This is a genomic window from Pseudomonas fluorescens (assembly GCF_900215245.1).
Lineage (GTDB): Bacteria > Pseudomonadota > Gammaproteobacteria > Pseudomonadales > Pseudomonadaceae > Aquipseudomonas > Aquipseudomonas fluorescens.
In genome coordinates this window covers 827256-842172 of sequence record NZ_LT907842.1, presented here as the reverse complement: position 1 = coordinate 842172, position 14917 = coordinate 827256, and the positions used below count along the sequence as shown (strand labels likewise).

The window sequence follows — 14917 nt, the reverse complement described above, 5'->3', positions numbered from 1 at the left end:
CGTGACGATTTAATTCCTGAGATGTGTCGGTTTAATGACGGTTTGGGTTTATGAAGAAACATTTAGAAATGATTGCCCCGGTGGAAATCGACTGACTCGTTTCCACCGGGGCATTACTGCTTAGTTGATCTCCTGATCAATTCCCGCCTGCCATTGCTGGCTGTCACTGTGCCCGCCTACCCGCAGCGGCCCGAGGTTGAAGGCTTGATCCTGACGGGTCGCGTCGTCCTGTTTCTGGGTTAATTCGTCCTTGGCGCCCAGCACCAGGTTGACCGGCGATTTTGAAACGTTCAGCCCGACATCGACGCGATAATCGCTGCCTGCCAACGTCGTGGCCTTCACCTCGGAACCGCCCAGCTCGACGGTGCCCGCCTGCGCGCTGATCCGTGCGCCGGTCAGATGCGTTGCACCGCTCACCTGCAGATTGACGCCCTGCGTACCCTGGATGCCAGACGCTTGAGTAACGCTGTCTTTGGCGACACGGCTGACATCCAGGTTCAAGGTCGGGGTGTAGCTGGTTTTACCGCTCTTGTCACCGAACAGCGCGCTTTCTGCGGTATCCGCCACCGAGCTGCCGGTGGTGTGCTTGCCGCTGACGGCAAGGCTGTCACTGGTTTTTGGCCAAACCTTATCCTTGAGGTTTGACAGGTGAGTGCCCAACGCCTCCTTCTTGTCCGCGAGGTACGTCCTGGCCTTGTCGACGCGGGTACCGAAGGCGCCACGCGGCTCCGGGTTCACCTCATAGCTGGCGCTGCGGGTGAGTTTCTCGCCCAGGCGCTCCTTGGCGCTGGCCAGGTTTTCCTTGGCCGAAGCGAGGTGTTCGGTGCCCTTGTCGACAGCGTTCTCGAGCTTTTCACGGTGCTTGTCGAAGGCGCCCTCGGCCTTGGCTTGCACCTTGTCCTTGAGCGGGCCGGTGGTTTTGGCCAGTTTGTTGACCACGCCGGGCTGGTTTTTCTCGACGTCGAGCTTGGCATCGACGTTGACCTGGGTGCTGCTGATGTGGTCCTGGCGACTTTCAACCACCAAGTCCCCGCCCACCTTGCCGCTCACCTGATCCGCTTCGATCCGTGCGCCAGCCAGGTGGGTATCGCGGGCACTGTTGAGCGTTACGCTGTCTGCCTTGATCAGGCTGTCGCGCTGCGCAGTGCTTTGCAGGTGATCCACGTCGACCTTGGCCCGGGCATTGATGCCAAGTTGGGTCATGGGTGTGTCGTGCTCCCCGGCATCGGCCAGGGTGGTCTTGCCGCCACTGCCGCCCGCGCCGAGGGTGACGCCCCAGCTGTCATGGGCCTGAGTGGACTGCGCCGACTCTTGCAGGATGCCGCCTTGTTGCGCGTCGAGTTTGACGCTGGCAGCGGTGACCTGTGTGCCTTGCAAGTGGATGGCATCCTTCGCATCCGCGCCGCTGGCGAGGCTGACCTTGCCGTTGCTGTGCAACTGCCCAACGACGGCGGCCTGATCGTTTTCGGCGACCTTGCCGATGTTGAAGTTGGCGCTCAGGCTGCCGGTCTTGCCGCTGCTTTCGGCACTGCTGGTCTTGCCGGCACCGACGGTCAGGCCGCCGCCCAGGTTGCTGCCGTTACTGACGTGGGTATCGGTTGCCGCTTGCAGGTCCAGCTTGCCGCCGGAAGTCAGGCTGATATCGCCGGTGTTGGCGGTGCGGCTACCGACCTGAGTGCCTTGCAGGGTCATGTCGCCGCCGCTGCTGAGCGCGATGGGCCCGCTGCCCTGAAGCGTCGCGACACGCGCCTGGCTGTCGCGGGTGTCCAGTTGCTTATGGTCCAACTGTGCACCGGCACCGAGGTTGACGTTTGTGCCGTTCGCGCCGGGCGCCGTGCCCACGGTCAATGAACCATTGCCGCGCAGACTGCTGCGGGTGTCGCTCTGGGTATCGTTGGCCTGATTGAGCGCCAACTCACCCCCCGCCTTGAGGTGGATGCCTGCCTGGCCACCGTTGAACTGGCTGCCCTCATAACCTGCATCGCCCTTGGCCTGGAAGTTCACGCCTTGGGTGGCGGCGTAACTGCCGACCACCGCCGTGCTGGCGGTTTGGCGCACGTCGCTGCTGCCGCCCGTGCCGCTGCCACGTACGTTGAGGTCTTCACCGGTGTTGGTGTAGACCCGCACGCCCGCCTTGGCGTCCACGCCTTGCTCGCTGCTGCTGTGGGTGTTGGCCGCCGCCGTGGCGAGATGCTCGCCGGCAGCGATCTTCAGGCCGCCATCGGTGGCGCGGTATTGACTGCCTGCATCCTGCAACGTGCCAGCGACATTGACCTGCACCGTGGCACCACTGAACTGGCTGACCACCGCCGTGCTGTCCTGCTGTGTGCGACTTTTTTTGGTATGACCGACCTCCACATCCAACCCGACATTGGGTTGCTCGAAGGCATCGAGCAAACCTGGCTGATGGAATTTGGCTTGGGCCATGCCTTCGAGCGCTTTTTCGATTGGCCGGGTGACGCCTTTGTATTCGACATTGGCGCCGACATCGGCGGTCCAACCATTCTCCTTGTGGGTGCTGGTCTCGCTGTTATGCGTCGCCTGGTCATCGACCTGACCCGCATTGACCTGTAACTCGCCACCCGCCTGGACCTGCGCGCCCTGGCTGGTGAGGGTGTTGCCGGCGTTGAGGGTCAGTTTGCCGGCCGCCGCGACGTGGCTGGTTTGTGCGGTGGTGGTACTGCGGGTGTCGTGACTGTTCTGGTGGCTGAACTGCGCGCCGTTGCCAGCGCGGTCAAGGCCTGCGGTGTAATAGACGCCGCCGCCGGTGGTGGTTTTGTCAGTGTCGCTGTGACTGCTGTCATGGGCCGACAGCAGTTCGACGTTTTTGCCGCTCAAGGTCGCATCGCCCTCGGTGGCCTTGAGGTCGGAGCCCTTGAAGCTTACGTCGCCACCGGCCGTGACGGCCACGCTGCCGCCGCTGAGGCTGGACGCCTGCTGTTGCGTGGTGTCGGTCTTGTTGGTGTGCTGCTGGTCTTCGTAGCTCACGCCCGCGCGGTACTGGCGGGTGCCATCGGCGGTTTCCCTGGCGTAGCCCTCGAAGCCTCGGGTGTGGGTGCTGGTGGTGTTGTGGAAGGTGTTTTCAGCAGCAGTGACCTTGATATCACCCTTGGCATCCGCCTGCAGTTCACCGGTGGCGGACACCTGTGAGCCGCTGACGTGGATGTCCTTGGCGCTTTGCAGCTTGAGGTTGCTGTCCGAGCGCAGGTTGCTGGCAACCACGGTACTGTCCTTGAGGTTCTGGCGGCTTTCATCCTTGGCGATGCCGAAGAATTTGCTGTCCTTGCTGTAGCTATTGTCGTGGGACGTGTCTTGTACGCCGTCGATCACCAGCGAACCTTTGTCGCTGATCACGCTGGCCTGTTTGCCGCCACGGGCCTGGCTGCCGCTGATGCGCACCTCATCCGCCTGGACGATCAGCTTGCCGTCGGCGTTGACCTTGCTGCCGGTATTCAAGGTGTTGCCTTTATCCCCATCGCCGTTTTTGCCGAAGAAGCTGCCACCTGTCAGGTCGCCGGAGTACGCCGTATGACTGCTGCGCTGAGTGCGGCTGGCGCTGCTGATATCCACTTGGCGGGCGGCCAGTTGGAGGTCACCCGGTGTTTTCAGCTCGGCGCCCTGCAGGTGCAGTTTCTGCTGGCTGGTCAGCTCCAGGGTCTTGCCGGCCTTGAGGCTGCTGGTGATGCTGCGCTGTTCGCTGCTGGAGGTGTCCCAGTTGGCTTTCCACAGGTGCTTGCGATGATTGCCCTGATCGCGGGTTTCGTGGGTTTCGGTGGCTGCGAGCACCTGAAGGTCGGCGCCGCTGTTGACGTGCAGACCGGCCCCGGCTTCCACGTTGCTGGCCTTGATCTCGGTTTTGGCGCCGGACGACAGTGCTGCGTCCTGTTGCGCGAACACCTTGTTGCCGTGCTGGCGCGCGTCCTGGTCAGTGGTGGTGCGGTCATAGGTTTCGTAGGTAAACAGGAAGTTGCTGTTGTCCCATTGCTCACGTTTTTCCTGGAGCTTGCGGCTTTCCAGGCTGCCAAGCGTCAGGTTGCGGCCGGCGTCGAGTTTGACGTTGCGCCCGCTGACGTCGGTGGCGGCGAAGCTCAGGTCCTTGGCGCTGTGCACGTCGACATCGCCCTGGCGGCTGTGCACGCTGGCGCGGGTCGCGTCGAGGCTGTTGGCGTGGACCTGGCCGCTGATATCGAGGTCGCCGGCCGAACTGATCTTGACCCCGTCACGCCCCTGCACGTTTACGGCACCCACGCGCACGCCGGCGCCATCGGCGGTGCTGATGATGTTGATGCGCCCGGCCTGCATCGCCCCGAACAGACGGGCGTCGATACGCTGGTCCTGGGTTTTGCTGGCTGGGTCTACCTGGCGCACCTGGCCGCTGGCGTAGTCGACTTGGTTGCGGCCGACGGTGAGGTTCAATTGATCACGCGCACTCAGGTGACCGTCGCTGTCGATGCGCGGCGCGATCAGGTTGATCGAACCTTCGCGGTTGTGCAGGCCCTGGCCTTGTACCGTGAGTTGGCCGCGCGCATCGCGGGTGTTCAAGGCTTGCAGCTTGCCGTCGTTAAGTTCAGGGCGGCCCACCACCAGGCTGGCATTCGGGGTGTTGATAAAACTGCCGCCGTTGACAGAGATGCCGTTAGGGTTCGCCAGCACATAGTCGGCCGACCGGCCAAAAATCTCCTGGGCGCCGTTGACGGTTGAGGCGTTGCGGCTGATCACTTCGTTAAGAATCACGCTCGCCGCCTGGCCCTGGAACTGCGGGTTGGCTGCCAACTGCCCGGCGAGCTGGGATTGACCGGCCTGCAAGGCGTTGTTCAGCACAACGCCCTGGCGGTCGACGTTGTAGTCCAGAAACTGGTTGTGGGACAGGCCGCCAGCATTCGGCGCGACGATGTTGATGATGGGCACGCCACCCTGGTTTTGCAGTTGCGGTGTACCGCCGGGCCCTTCGACCACGGTCAACCCAGCGGCCAGCGCCAGTTGTGGCAGCAGAAACAGGCTGGCGATGGCCCAGCGCAGTTTGCCTTGAGGTGAAAGGTGAAACGGATGTGTGTCTGTCGGCATAAATAGTTTCGCTCTGTGTTGGCTGATCCGCGACGTGCGTTGTTCGTTGCAACGCTGCTGTGGTGGTCAGGAATTGCGGTTATTTCAGGCTAAACAGATATCGGCTCATAGTTGCAGGCTCAGGCGCGTCAGCCATACATCCGGCTCCTGGGCAAAACCTGCGGGGGTGTTGAGGTTGTGTTGGTAATCGACATCAAGCTGCACGTTCTTCCAGCTCAGGTTGAGCCCGGCACTGGCCGCGCTCAGGCGTTGGCTTTGGGCACCGTGTTCGCGCTTGACCCAGCCGTTGTCCAGGCCCAGACGTGGCGTGATCTTGACCGCGAGGTCGCTGTTGAGCGGCAAGCGCAGGGTGTTGCGCCATACCGCGCCGATCGCACCCGACGCGCTGTTGTCGCGATAGCCACGCACGGCTGAGTCGTCGGTACCGAGCAGTTGTTCGATGGCGGGCAGCGTGTCCGGGCTGTATTGCGCCGACAGCTGGCTCTGCCACTGCCACGGCTGCCCCAGCCATTGGCCGTTGCGCCATTGAGTCAGGTTGGCGCGGTACTTGTGGAATTGCGCCTGGGGCAGGTTTTTCTGTACGTGGTCGGCATCGCGATCGGCGCCGAACCAGGTCAGGCCTTGGGCGTAATTGACGTCGAGGTTCCACACCGCACTGTTGAGCCAGAACAGATTTACGCCGGCCTCGGCCACCGTCAGCGTTGGGCTCTGGATGCCCAGGCGAACCTTTTGCAGGTAGCTGTCGACGTCCTTGTAGGCCAGTTGCAGGTTGGCGCTGAGTTGATGGCCTTGGTCGCGCCATAACACCCGATCGGTGCGCACGCTGACCTGATCGGTGCGGCCGCTGTTATAAAACGTCGCGCTGCTGAGCGTGAAGGGCGAGCGGTATTCGGCGTGGCTGGCGAACAGGCTGTAGGTCCAGTAGCCGTAAGGGATGGAATAAAACAGGCTGTTGCTGCGGCTGTAGCGCGGGCCGTGGTTGAGTGTGTCGCTGAAACTCAGGTTGAGCGAATCGTTGAGTTCCAACGGGCTGTCCAGGCTCAGGCTGATGGCATTGCGATCACGGCCGGTGCCGGCGCTGCCGAGGTTGTCCACCCCAAGCCCCAACCCCCAGCGCGAGGCCGTGCTGCGCGAGTGCAAGATGATTCGCGACGCACCAGGTTTGCTGCCAGGTGCGATGTCGGCGGTGAGGTCCACCGAGCGCAGGCGATTGAGCTGGTCCAGGCCTTGCTCCAGGTCGCGCAGGTTCAGCGGCTTGCCGAGCATCCCGGGAAACGCTCCGCGTAACGACACCGGCAGGCTCTGGTCAGTCAATTCGATGGCTTCGACATAGCCTTCTTCGACGTGAATATCCAACGGGTGCCCAGCCGCCGGCGTGCTGATCAGGTACGGACGGCTGGCGATGTAGCCGGCCTCAACGTACAGGCGGGTAATCTCGGCCAGCAGGCGGTTGATCTGGGTGACGCCCATGCAGGCGGCCACGTAGGGTTTGATGTGTGTGCTCAGCTCAGCATTGCTGAACAAGGTCACACCGGCCACGCGTGTACCGCTCAAGAGCCAGCAGCGTTCGTCGTGGCCGCCGCCCTCAGGCACGGTTGGCGTCGCCGGTTGCGCGCCGAAACTGCCTCTTTGTAGCTGCCGCTGGCGCTGCTCCAGTTGTAATTGTTGCAAGTCGCGCTGCTGCTGTTGCTGCAAACGCAGGGCTTCCTGACCGAGCTGCGGCCCCTCGGCGCCGGCCGCCGGCAGCGCACACAGGCAGAGCAGGGCGGCGCCTAGTTTCTGAATACAACAAAGACGCTTGGTTGAGGGCTGATTCGGCACTCGACATCCTTAACGTAGAAATCCACACGATTCATGCCCATCGAGCCAAGCCATGCACTCGGGAGGGGGCTTGCCGCACTTGAGTCATCAATAAACGGTTTGTTACATCGGCTGTAGGATTTATTACGTAAAACGTGAGGAATGCCGCGTTATTCAGCAAAAAAATGCACAAAGGTGGTGCGCAGGTGCCCTGTGGGCACCTGTTGAGGGTTGTTTTTGCGGGGGTTTGCGTATTAACGGATGGGGGCGGGTTTTCTGATTGTTGCGTAATAACCGTTTAATCGGCGTGTTTATACAAGCGGGTCAGCCTGGAGAAATCAGATTCAGGCGGCTCTTGACGACTTTGTGCAGTTGCACTGCCAACGCTTCGGTGGAGTAGGGTTTTTGCATCAGCACAAAGCGCTGCCCTTCTTCCTGGGCGATGCGCGCGTATTCGTCGTTGTAGCCGGTGGTCAGCACCACGGGCAGCCACGGGTAGAGGGCTTCGATCGCGTCGAGCAACTCCAGCCCGCTCATGCCTGGCATCGAGATGTCGGAAAACACCACCTGGAAGCTCTCCGGGTTGGGCGCCAGGGCGTCGAGTGCACTGCTGGCGTCGGGCACCCATAGCACTTTAAAACCCATTTGCTCCAGGGTCTGCGAGGTGTAGAGACCGACATCGGTGTTGTCTTCGACCATCAGCACGCACAGGTTGGAGGCAATCGGGTCGCTTTGGTGTTCCGAGATGGCTGTCGTCACACCGGCTTCGACTTCCGGCAAGTACAAAACGAACTGGCTGCCCTTGCCGCATTCGCTCTTCACCAGGATTTCACCGCCCGATTGTTTGGCAAAACCGTACACCTGCGACAACCCCAGGCCGGTGCCCTGGCCGATACCCTTGGTGGTGTAGAACGGTTCGAAAATGGCGTCGAGCTTTTCCGGCGCAATGCCTGAACCGGTGTCACTTAATTCGATGGTCACGTAGTCGGCGACGCGCACTGGATGGGCCCGCACTGAAGGCAGCCAGTTGGCCGTGGCCACTTTGATCGCCAAGTCGCCAGTGCCGGCCATGGCATCCCGTGCGTTGACCACCATATTCACCAGAGCGGTATCGAACTGGCTTTCGTCGGCGTTGATAAAGCACGGTTTCTGCGGCACCTCGATGGTGACCTTGATGCGCGAACCGGTCAGGCTGTCCATCATTTCGCCCACCCGCAATACGCTGTCGCCAACGTTGAAGACTTCCGGGCGCAGGGCCTGGCGGCGGGCGAATGTCAGCAATTGCGCGGTCAGACGGGCGGCACGGTCCACGGTATTGGCGATGGCTTCCACATATTTCATGCGCCGTACTTCGCTTAGCGAAGGCGTTTTGAGCAAGTCAGCACAGGACTTGATCACTGTCAGCAGGTTATTGAAGTCGTGTGCGACGCCGCCGGTGAGTTGGCCAATCGCTTCCAGTTTCTGCGATTGACGCAGGGCGTCTTCCGACAAACGCAAGGCTTCCTTGGCTTCTTCCTCGGCCTGGATATCACGGCCCACCGCGTGGATGTAGTCGCTGTCGGGCACGGCGGTCCAGGCGATCATGCGGTAGCTGCCATCCTGGTGGCGGTAACGATTCTTGAAGTTGGGAAAGTTCTTGCCATCCCCCAGGCGGCTGACCGCCGATGACGAGACGGCCAGGTCGTCCGGGTGCACCAGGGCCAGCAACTGACTGCCCACCAGGTCGTGTTCGGTATGGCCGAGCATGCGTGTCCAGGCCGGGTTGACGGCAGAGATCACACCGTCGAGCTGAGCAACCAGCATCAAGTCCGGCGACAGACGCCAGATACGGTCACGATCACGGGTACGCTCCACCACCCGCTGCTCCAGCGACTCATTGAGTTTACGCAGCGACTCTTCGGCTTCACGCAGGGCGGTGATATCACGGGACACGCAGAGGATTTGCTCCGGTCGGCCATTACCGTCCAGGATCGGACTGACCTGCACATGCCACCACTTCAGGTTGCCGGCCAAGGTTTGCGCAGGCCCGATAAAGCTCGCGCTTTCACCGTTTTGGGCGGCCTGCACGGCGGCCTTGGCGTCCAGGTTTCCCTGTTCCTGCCAGAAGTCGGGCCAGGGGCAGCCGCGGATGCTGTTGAAGTCACTGACTTCCATGATTTTCTGACCACCTTCGCTCATGAAGGTGAGACGGGCGTCGAGGTCCAGGACTTTGATGCAATCGTTGATGCTGGCCAGTACGCGCTCAGTGAACGCTTCATTTCTACCCAAGCCAGTCGCGGCCAGCTCGCTTGCGCCGCCTGTGAGGGGATCGGGCGTGTGACTTGTCTCGGGGCCCATCCCGACGGTGCTATTCATTTGGATCTGACCGAATATGTTGAATGGACTTTATCATGTCATTACGATAACTATCCCACCAGCGAGTTCAGCGTAATTGCACCGGCACGTGCACAATAAACCGTTGGCGGGCTTGAAAAACCAACCTATCAAGGTTCGCCAGACCCAACCCGCATTAACATTGACTTACGATGCCTGGCATGAAGACAAAGCCAATGGTTTTGGTGGTTCGGTGACTTACCGGTTCTGACTTGCGCAATACGGCAAAAAGCCAGTTTTTTGGCAGCACGCGTTGGTCATCATTTTGGCTTCAATGCTGTCAATCCCGTCACGTGTTGGTTAAATTGAAAGCTACTCAGCTTTCAAGACACGGACTGTCATGACGACGCTAACGCCTATCATCGCTACCCATCCCCTCATCGTTCGCGCGGCCGCGACGCCTTTGCCGGCCGCCGTGGCGAATACCGTCGATGTCTCACCGGTTCGGCCGTCTTCGCTGGTCAGTCTCGGTAGTCCTGCGGCCGATGTCGTCGATATCTACTCTCGAGACGGGCAGTTGCCCGGCCAGGAAACGCTGCGGGCCTGGGAAAACAGCAGCCAGGATGCCGTTACCAACGCCATCAACAGCCGCTTTAATTCGATCTCCACGGCGAGTCGCTACAGCGGCCTGGGCGCGGCGTTGGTGGATCAATTTACCCAGGGCGGCGGCGTCGGTATTTCACAGTCCGTGCTCAATACAACGGCAGCCCGGGCCGGGGATGCCGGCGCGATCAAGACCGACCAGACGCTGCTGCACAACAAGGCCGACAACCAGGTCAGCCTGAGCATCAAGACCGCCAGCGGCAAGACCGTCACCTTCAGCCTGTCCAGCCAGAAGGATGGCTTGGGCGTGCAGGCCACCGTAGAGGGCGGCGACTTGACGGCTGATGAACTCAAGGCCGTCGGCCAATTGGGCAGTGCCTTCCAAGCCTCGGTGGACGGGCTGACCGCCGTGCCGCCCAAGCTCGACCTGAGCAAGTTGACCCAGTTTGATACCCAGGTGCTGGCTTCCGTCGACCTCAATGCCAGCCTCAAGGCCCTTGATGGCAAGGACGTTAGCCTGGCTTTCCACGCCGACAGTCAGAGCCGTACCACGCGCATGAGTGGCCCGGCCGGTAACATTGACCTGGCCGTCGACCTCAAAAACGCGGCAATCCTCGGCGATTCTAAACAGCAAGCCAAGGCGCTGAAAACCTACCTGGCCCAATTTGACCGGGTGGCGCAACGCGGCAGTGCGGATGCGGACCTGATGGCGATGTTCAAAGATGCGTTCAGCGCCATGAACAGCAACTATCCACAAGGTGTTACCGCTCCAGTCGCCCTGAGCAACAACCCCAGCGACAAAGGCCTGTTGACTGGCCTGGCTGATTTCAAAGCTTCGATCAAACAGTCTGTGGACGCTAGCAACCCAATGCGCCCGTCGGAAGTCGACAGTTTTTCCTACACCGTGTCGCAGAAGACCCAGGTCAACGGTCGCAGTAGCGCAGATCGCAGTGTTACCCAGCACCAGCAGTCGGCGCTTTCTGCGAGTTTCCACACAAGCCTCAATGGCGGTAAACCACCGGTTTTGGACGGCAACCGTGAATCGCAGAATTACCTGTATGTGCAAGTGCAGGACAAGGCCAGCAGTACGGCAAGCTTCGCCTATAAAGACGGCCAACTGGCCAGCGCGTCAGTCTCGCAGACGGCTGTACAGAGCACCCATACGCAGAAGTATGTGATGGCCAAGCTGGTTGAGGACACGGTGGTGCCGAAGGAGGGCGCATCCAAGCGCGATTACCTGGCGCTGCTTGAGCACGCGGCCCAGGCAAGCAAAAAATCCAAGGATGCGCTGGAGCCGTCAACGCTAAAGGATGCGTTGGCGAGCATGCATGACTCGGTGATGCTGCAGCAAGACCCTGCCGCACTGCAGCGCTGACACCGGTTGGAAAACGGGAAACCCTTGCGTTGGGTTTCCCGTTTTTTTTGCCCGACAGACGCACCCGGGAATGCCAGATTAGGCTTTTGAATCCATTCGATATTCTGTAGCCTTGCGCAGCTTCACCCGTGCTTGATGAACACAATCACTTCGTCCGGCGGCGCCCGAAGGGCTCCAGAGCCGGTGGTACACTCGACTTTCGCGCAACTGCGCTTGCAGGTCTTGCGAACATGACGCAAATTTCCGAACGCCTACTGGTTCAAGCTCACCTCGACGCCAAGCAGCCCAAGGCCCTCAGCGCCGAAGAAGAGGCGAGCCTGCGTGTCGCCATCGCCGCCGAGCTCAAGGCTCAAGACGCGGTGCTGGTTGCCCACTTTTATTGCGACCCGGTGATTCAGGCCCTGGCCGAAGAAACCGGCGGCTGTGTCTCCGACTCCCTGGAAATGGCCCGCTTCGGCGCTGCCCACCCGGCCAAGACCGTGTTGGTTGCCGGTGTGCGTTTCATGGGCGAGACCGCCAAAATCCTCACCCCCGAAAAACGCATCCTCATGCCCACCCTGGAAGCCACGTGCTCGCTGGACCTGGGTTGCCCGGTGGAGGAGTTCTCGGCGTTCTGCGACCAGCATCCCGAGCGCACCGTGGTGGTTTACGCCAACACCTCGGCGGCGGTCAAAGCCCGGGCGGATTGGGTCGTGACCTCCAGCTGCGCACTGGAAATCGTCGAAAGCCTGATGGACAACGGCGAAACGATTATCTGGGGCCCGGACAAGCACCTGGGCACCTACATCCAGCGCCAGACCGGTGCGGATATGTTGCTGTGGGACGGGGCGTGCATCGTCCACGAGGAGTTCAAGTCCAAGCAGCTTGAAGACATGAAGGCACTCTACCCGGACGCGGCGATTCTGGTGCACCCAGAGTCGCCGACCTCGGTGATCGAGCTGGCGGACGCGGTGGGCTCCACCAGCCAACTGATTGCCGCCGCACAGCGTTTGCCGAACAAGACGTTCATCGTGGCGACCGACCGCGGCATCTTCTACAAGATGCAGCAGTTGTGCCCGGATAAAGTCTTCATTGAGGCGCCTACTGCCGGCAACGGCGCGGCGTGCCGCAGTTGCGCGCATTGCCCGTGGATGGCGATGAACACGCTGGAGCGCACGCTGCAGTGCCTGCGTGAGGGCAGTAACGAGATCTTCGTTGAGCCGTCAGTGATCCCGCATGCCGTGCGCCCGCTCAAGCGCATGCTGGATTTCACCCAGGCTGCGCGCTTGAAGCTCGCCGGCAACGCCTGACCCAAGCTGTAAATACGGTCAAAATTGTGGGAGCGGGCTTGCTCGCGAATGCGGTAGTTCAGACACCAGATATATCAACTGACACTGCGCATTCGCGAGCAAGCCCGCTCCCACATTTGAACCTCCACTATTCAGCGTTTATTTCTTCTGCTTCGGAATCCGCACCAGTTGGGTATCCGAATAAATGTCATGCCAGCTGCGTTTCTGTTTATCAAACAGCGACCAGATAAACCCCAGCCCCACACACAACCATGACGCAATCGACACCACGAACCGCAGCAGCGCTTGCCACAGGCTGATCCGCGAACCGTCAGCGTTCTGCACGCGCACGCCCCACACTTGCATGCCCAGGGTCTGCCCTGAATAAGTCCAGAACATGGCGAAAAAACCAAACAGCACAAAAAACAGAATCGTTGACAGCAGCGGGTCGCCGTCCAGCGCGCCGGACTCGGTGAGCGTGCGCATCCTGGCTTCGCCGATAAACGCCATCCACACCAGCTTGTAGATAAACGCGGTGACGATCAGCAGCGCGGTGCACAACAGGAAGTCATAGAACATCGCTGCCAGACGACGGCCCAGGCCAACGGCGGGGAATTCGCCTTGGGGGCTCAACAAAGGTTTGGGCATGGCCGTCTCTCTTGAGAAAAAAGCCATTTTACGAGCAAACGCACATAAAAAAGCCCCTGATGTCACCATCAGGGGCTTTTTGTCGCAGTAAGGATCAGCCTTCTGCTTGTACTTCGTCAGCCTGCATGCCTTTCTGGCCTTGCACGGCGATGAAAGACACTTTCTGGCCTTCTTTCAGGCTCTTGAAGCCATTGCCCTGAATAGCGCGGAAATGCACGAACAGATCCGGACCGCTTTCTGGAGTGATAAAACCAAACCCTTTCTCGTCGTTAAACCACTTGACGGTACCGCTCTGACGATTCGACATTTCTTATTTCCTTTGACGCTAAAAATTAATGACAGCCCCTTTCACATGAAAGAGTACTGGGCTGGGTTGCAGGAAAGTAAGAGACGTCGAACGGGTTGTAGCAAACTTATGGCTACTGCCCAGGTCCAGGTTCAAAGCGACCCATGCAAACACAGTGGCTAAACTCTACGTCAACTAATATGGAAAAAACAAGCCCCGGAGAATCCCCAGGTTTTGCTCGGCCATATGACACTTCGTTGACTAAAAGTGGATCCCACATATTCGATAGCGTTGCTCACTTGTTATAGGTTTGCGCCTATTAAAATGACTATCGTCAATGCACTCTTTTATGGCGGTTGCGTTACAAATTAGTGCGCGTTAACGCAACCGCGTTACTTATAGGAACAGTCAATCAGCCGCGGAAGTAACGTTGCGGTACAAATGGCATTTTACTTACACGCAGCGGCACCTTTTTCCCACGTACCAACGCAGACACTTCGGTGTCCAGTGCAATAAATGCGCTGTCCAGGTAACCCATGGCAAGCGGGCCGCCCAGCGTCGGGCCAAAGCCACCGCTGCACACGCTGCCGATCACGGTGCCGTGCTCATCGACGATTTCGGCGCCTTCACGCACGGGCGTACGTTCCTGTGGCAGCAGGCCGACACGCTTGCGGCTCACACCGGCTTGCTGTTGGCTGAAAATGCGCTCGGCACCCGGGAAGCCACCGGCACGTGCGCCGTCGGCACGGCGGGCCTTGGAGATCGCCCACAGCAGGCTGGCTTCGATGGGGGTGGTGTCGGTGTTCATGTCGTGGCCGTACAGGCACAGGCCAGCTTCCAGGCGCAGCGAGTCGCGGGCGCCCAGGCCGATGGCGTGTACTTCGGCTTCGGCCAGCAGGCTGCGCGCAAGGCTTTCGGCGTTGGCGGCCGGCACCGAGATTTCAAACCCGTCTTCGCCCGTGTAACCGGAGCGGCTGACGTAGCAGTCCACGCCCAACAGGCGCAGGCTGGCGAACTGCATGAACGTCATCTTGGTCACTTCAGGTGCCAGGCGCGCCAAGACTTTCACGGCCGCCGGGCCTTGCAGGGCCAGCAAGGCGCGCTCTTCGAACAGTGGCTCAATGCTGCACTGGTCGCCGATATGTTGGCGCAGGTGCGCCAGGTCCTGATCCTTGCAGGCGGCGTTGACCACCAGGAACAGTTCGTCGTTACCCAGGTTGGCCACCATCAGGTCGTCGAGAATGCCGCCCTGGTCATTGGTGAACATGGCGTAGCGCTGCATGCCGACCGGCAGGTCGATGATGTCGACGGGTACCAGCGTTTCCAGGGCTTTGGCGGCATTGGCGCCGGTCAGGCGGATCTGGCCCATGTGGGACACGTCGAACAACCCGGCGTGTTCACGGGTGTGCAGGTGTTCCTTCATCACGCCCAGCGGGTATTGCACCGGCATGTCGTAGCCGGCGAAGGGCACCATGCGCGCGCCCAGTTCGAGGTGCAGGGCGTGCAATGGGGTTTTCAACAGGGTTTCGGTGGACATGTTCAGCTCCTGAAAAACGTGCG

Annotated in this window: 8 protein-coding genes; 2 read left to right on the top strand and 6 right to left on the bottom strand. The window is 60.5% G+C overall.

Annotation, left to right across the window (positions count from 1 at the left end; translation table 11 throughout):
- Positions 1-120: 120 nt before the first annotated feature.
- The 3 genes from CPH89_RS03940 to CPH89_RS03930 all read right to left on the bottom strand — a co-directional run bounded on the left by CPH89_RS03940 (position 121) and on the right by CPH89_RS03930 (position 9147).
- Entirely contained in the window at positions 121-5064 is a 4944-nt protein-coding gene (locus tag CPH89_RS03940; protein ID WP_053257745.1) for a hemagglutinin repeat-containing protein, read from the bottom strand.
- 105 nt (positions 5065-5169) lie between these two features.
- Positions 5170-6885 carry a ShlB/FhaC/HecB family hemolysin secretion/activation protein gene (locus CPH89_RS03935; protein ID WP_053257744.1) on the bottom strand — a complete coding sequence of 572 codons (1716 nt, stop codon included), beginning with the start codon at positions 6883-6885 and terminating at the stop codon, positions 5170-5172.
- Between the two features lie 303 nt (positions 6886-7188).
- The gene (locus CPH89_RS03930; protein WP_053258035.1) at positions 7189-9147 is read right to left on the bottom strand and encodes a hybrid sensor histidine kinase/response regulator; all 1959 of its coding nucleotides are present in this window, start codon (positions 9145-9147) and stop codon (positions 7189-7191) included.
- A 430-nt stretch (positions 9148-9577) separates the two neighbouring features.
- Here CPH89_RS03930 and CPH89_RS03925 point away from each other — a divergent pair, with 430 nt between their 5' ends.
- Both CPH89_RS03925 and nadA read left to right on the top strand, forming a co-directional pair.
- Positions 9578-11155, top strand: coding sequence for a lactate dehydrogenase (locus tag CPH89_RS03925; protein WP_232005427.1), 1578 nt, complete (start codon positions 9578-9580; stop codon positions 11153-11155).
- Between the two features lie 230 nt (positions 11156-11385).
- Positions 11386-12444, top strand: a complete 1059-nt coding sequence (gene nadA / locus CPH89_RS03920) for a quinolinate synthase NadA (RefSeq protein WP_053257742.1) — start codon at positions 11386-11388, stop codon at positions 12442-12444.
- Positions 12445-12582: 138 nt separating this feature from the next.
- Here nadA and CPH89_RS03915 read toward each other — a convergent pair whose 3' ends face one another.
- From CPH89_RS03915 to gcvT, 3 genes are all read right to left on the bottom strand, one after another.
- Positions 12583-13071: an RDD family protein gene (locus CPH89_RS03915; RefSeq protein WP_053257741.1), complete on the bottom strand. Its 489-nt coding sequence runs from the start codon at positions 13069-13071 to the stop codon at positions 12583-12585.
- Between the two features lie 94 nt (positions 13072-13165).
- Entirely contained in the window at positions 13166-13378 is a 213-nt protein-coding gene (locus tag CPH89_RS03910) for a cold-shock protein (RefSeq protein ID WP_017139143.1), read from the bottom strand.
- Between the two features lie 391 nt (positions 13379-13769).
- On the bottom strand, positions 13770-14894 hold the full coding sequence (gene gcvT, locus CPH89_RS03905; protein ID WP_053257740.1) for a glycine cleavage system aminomethyltransferase GcvT: 1125 nt from the start codon (positions 14892-14894) through the stop codon (positions 13770-13772).
- Between the last annotated feature and the right edge of the window lie 23 nt (positions 14895-14917).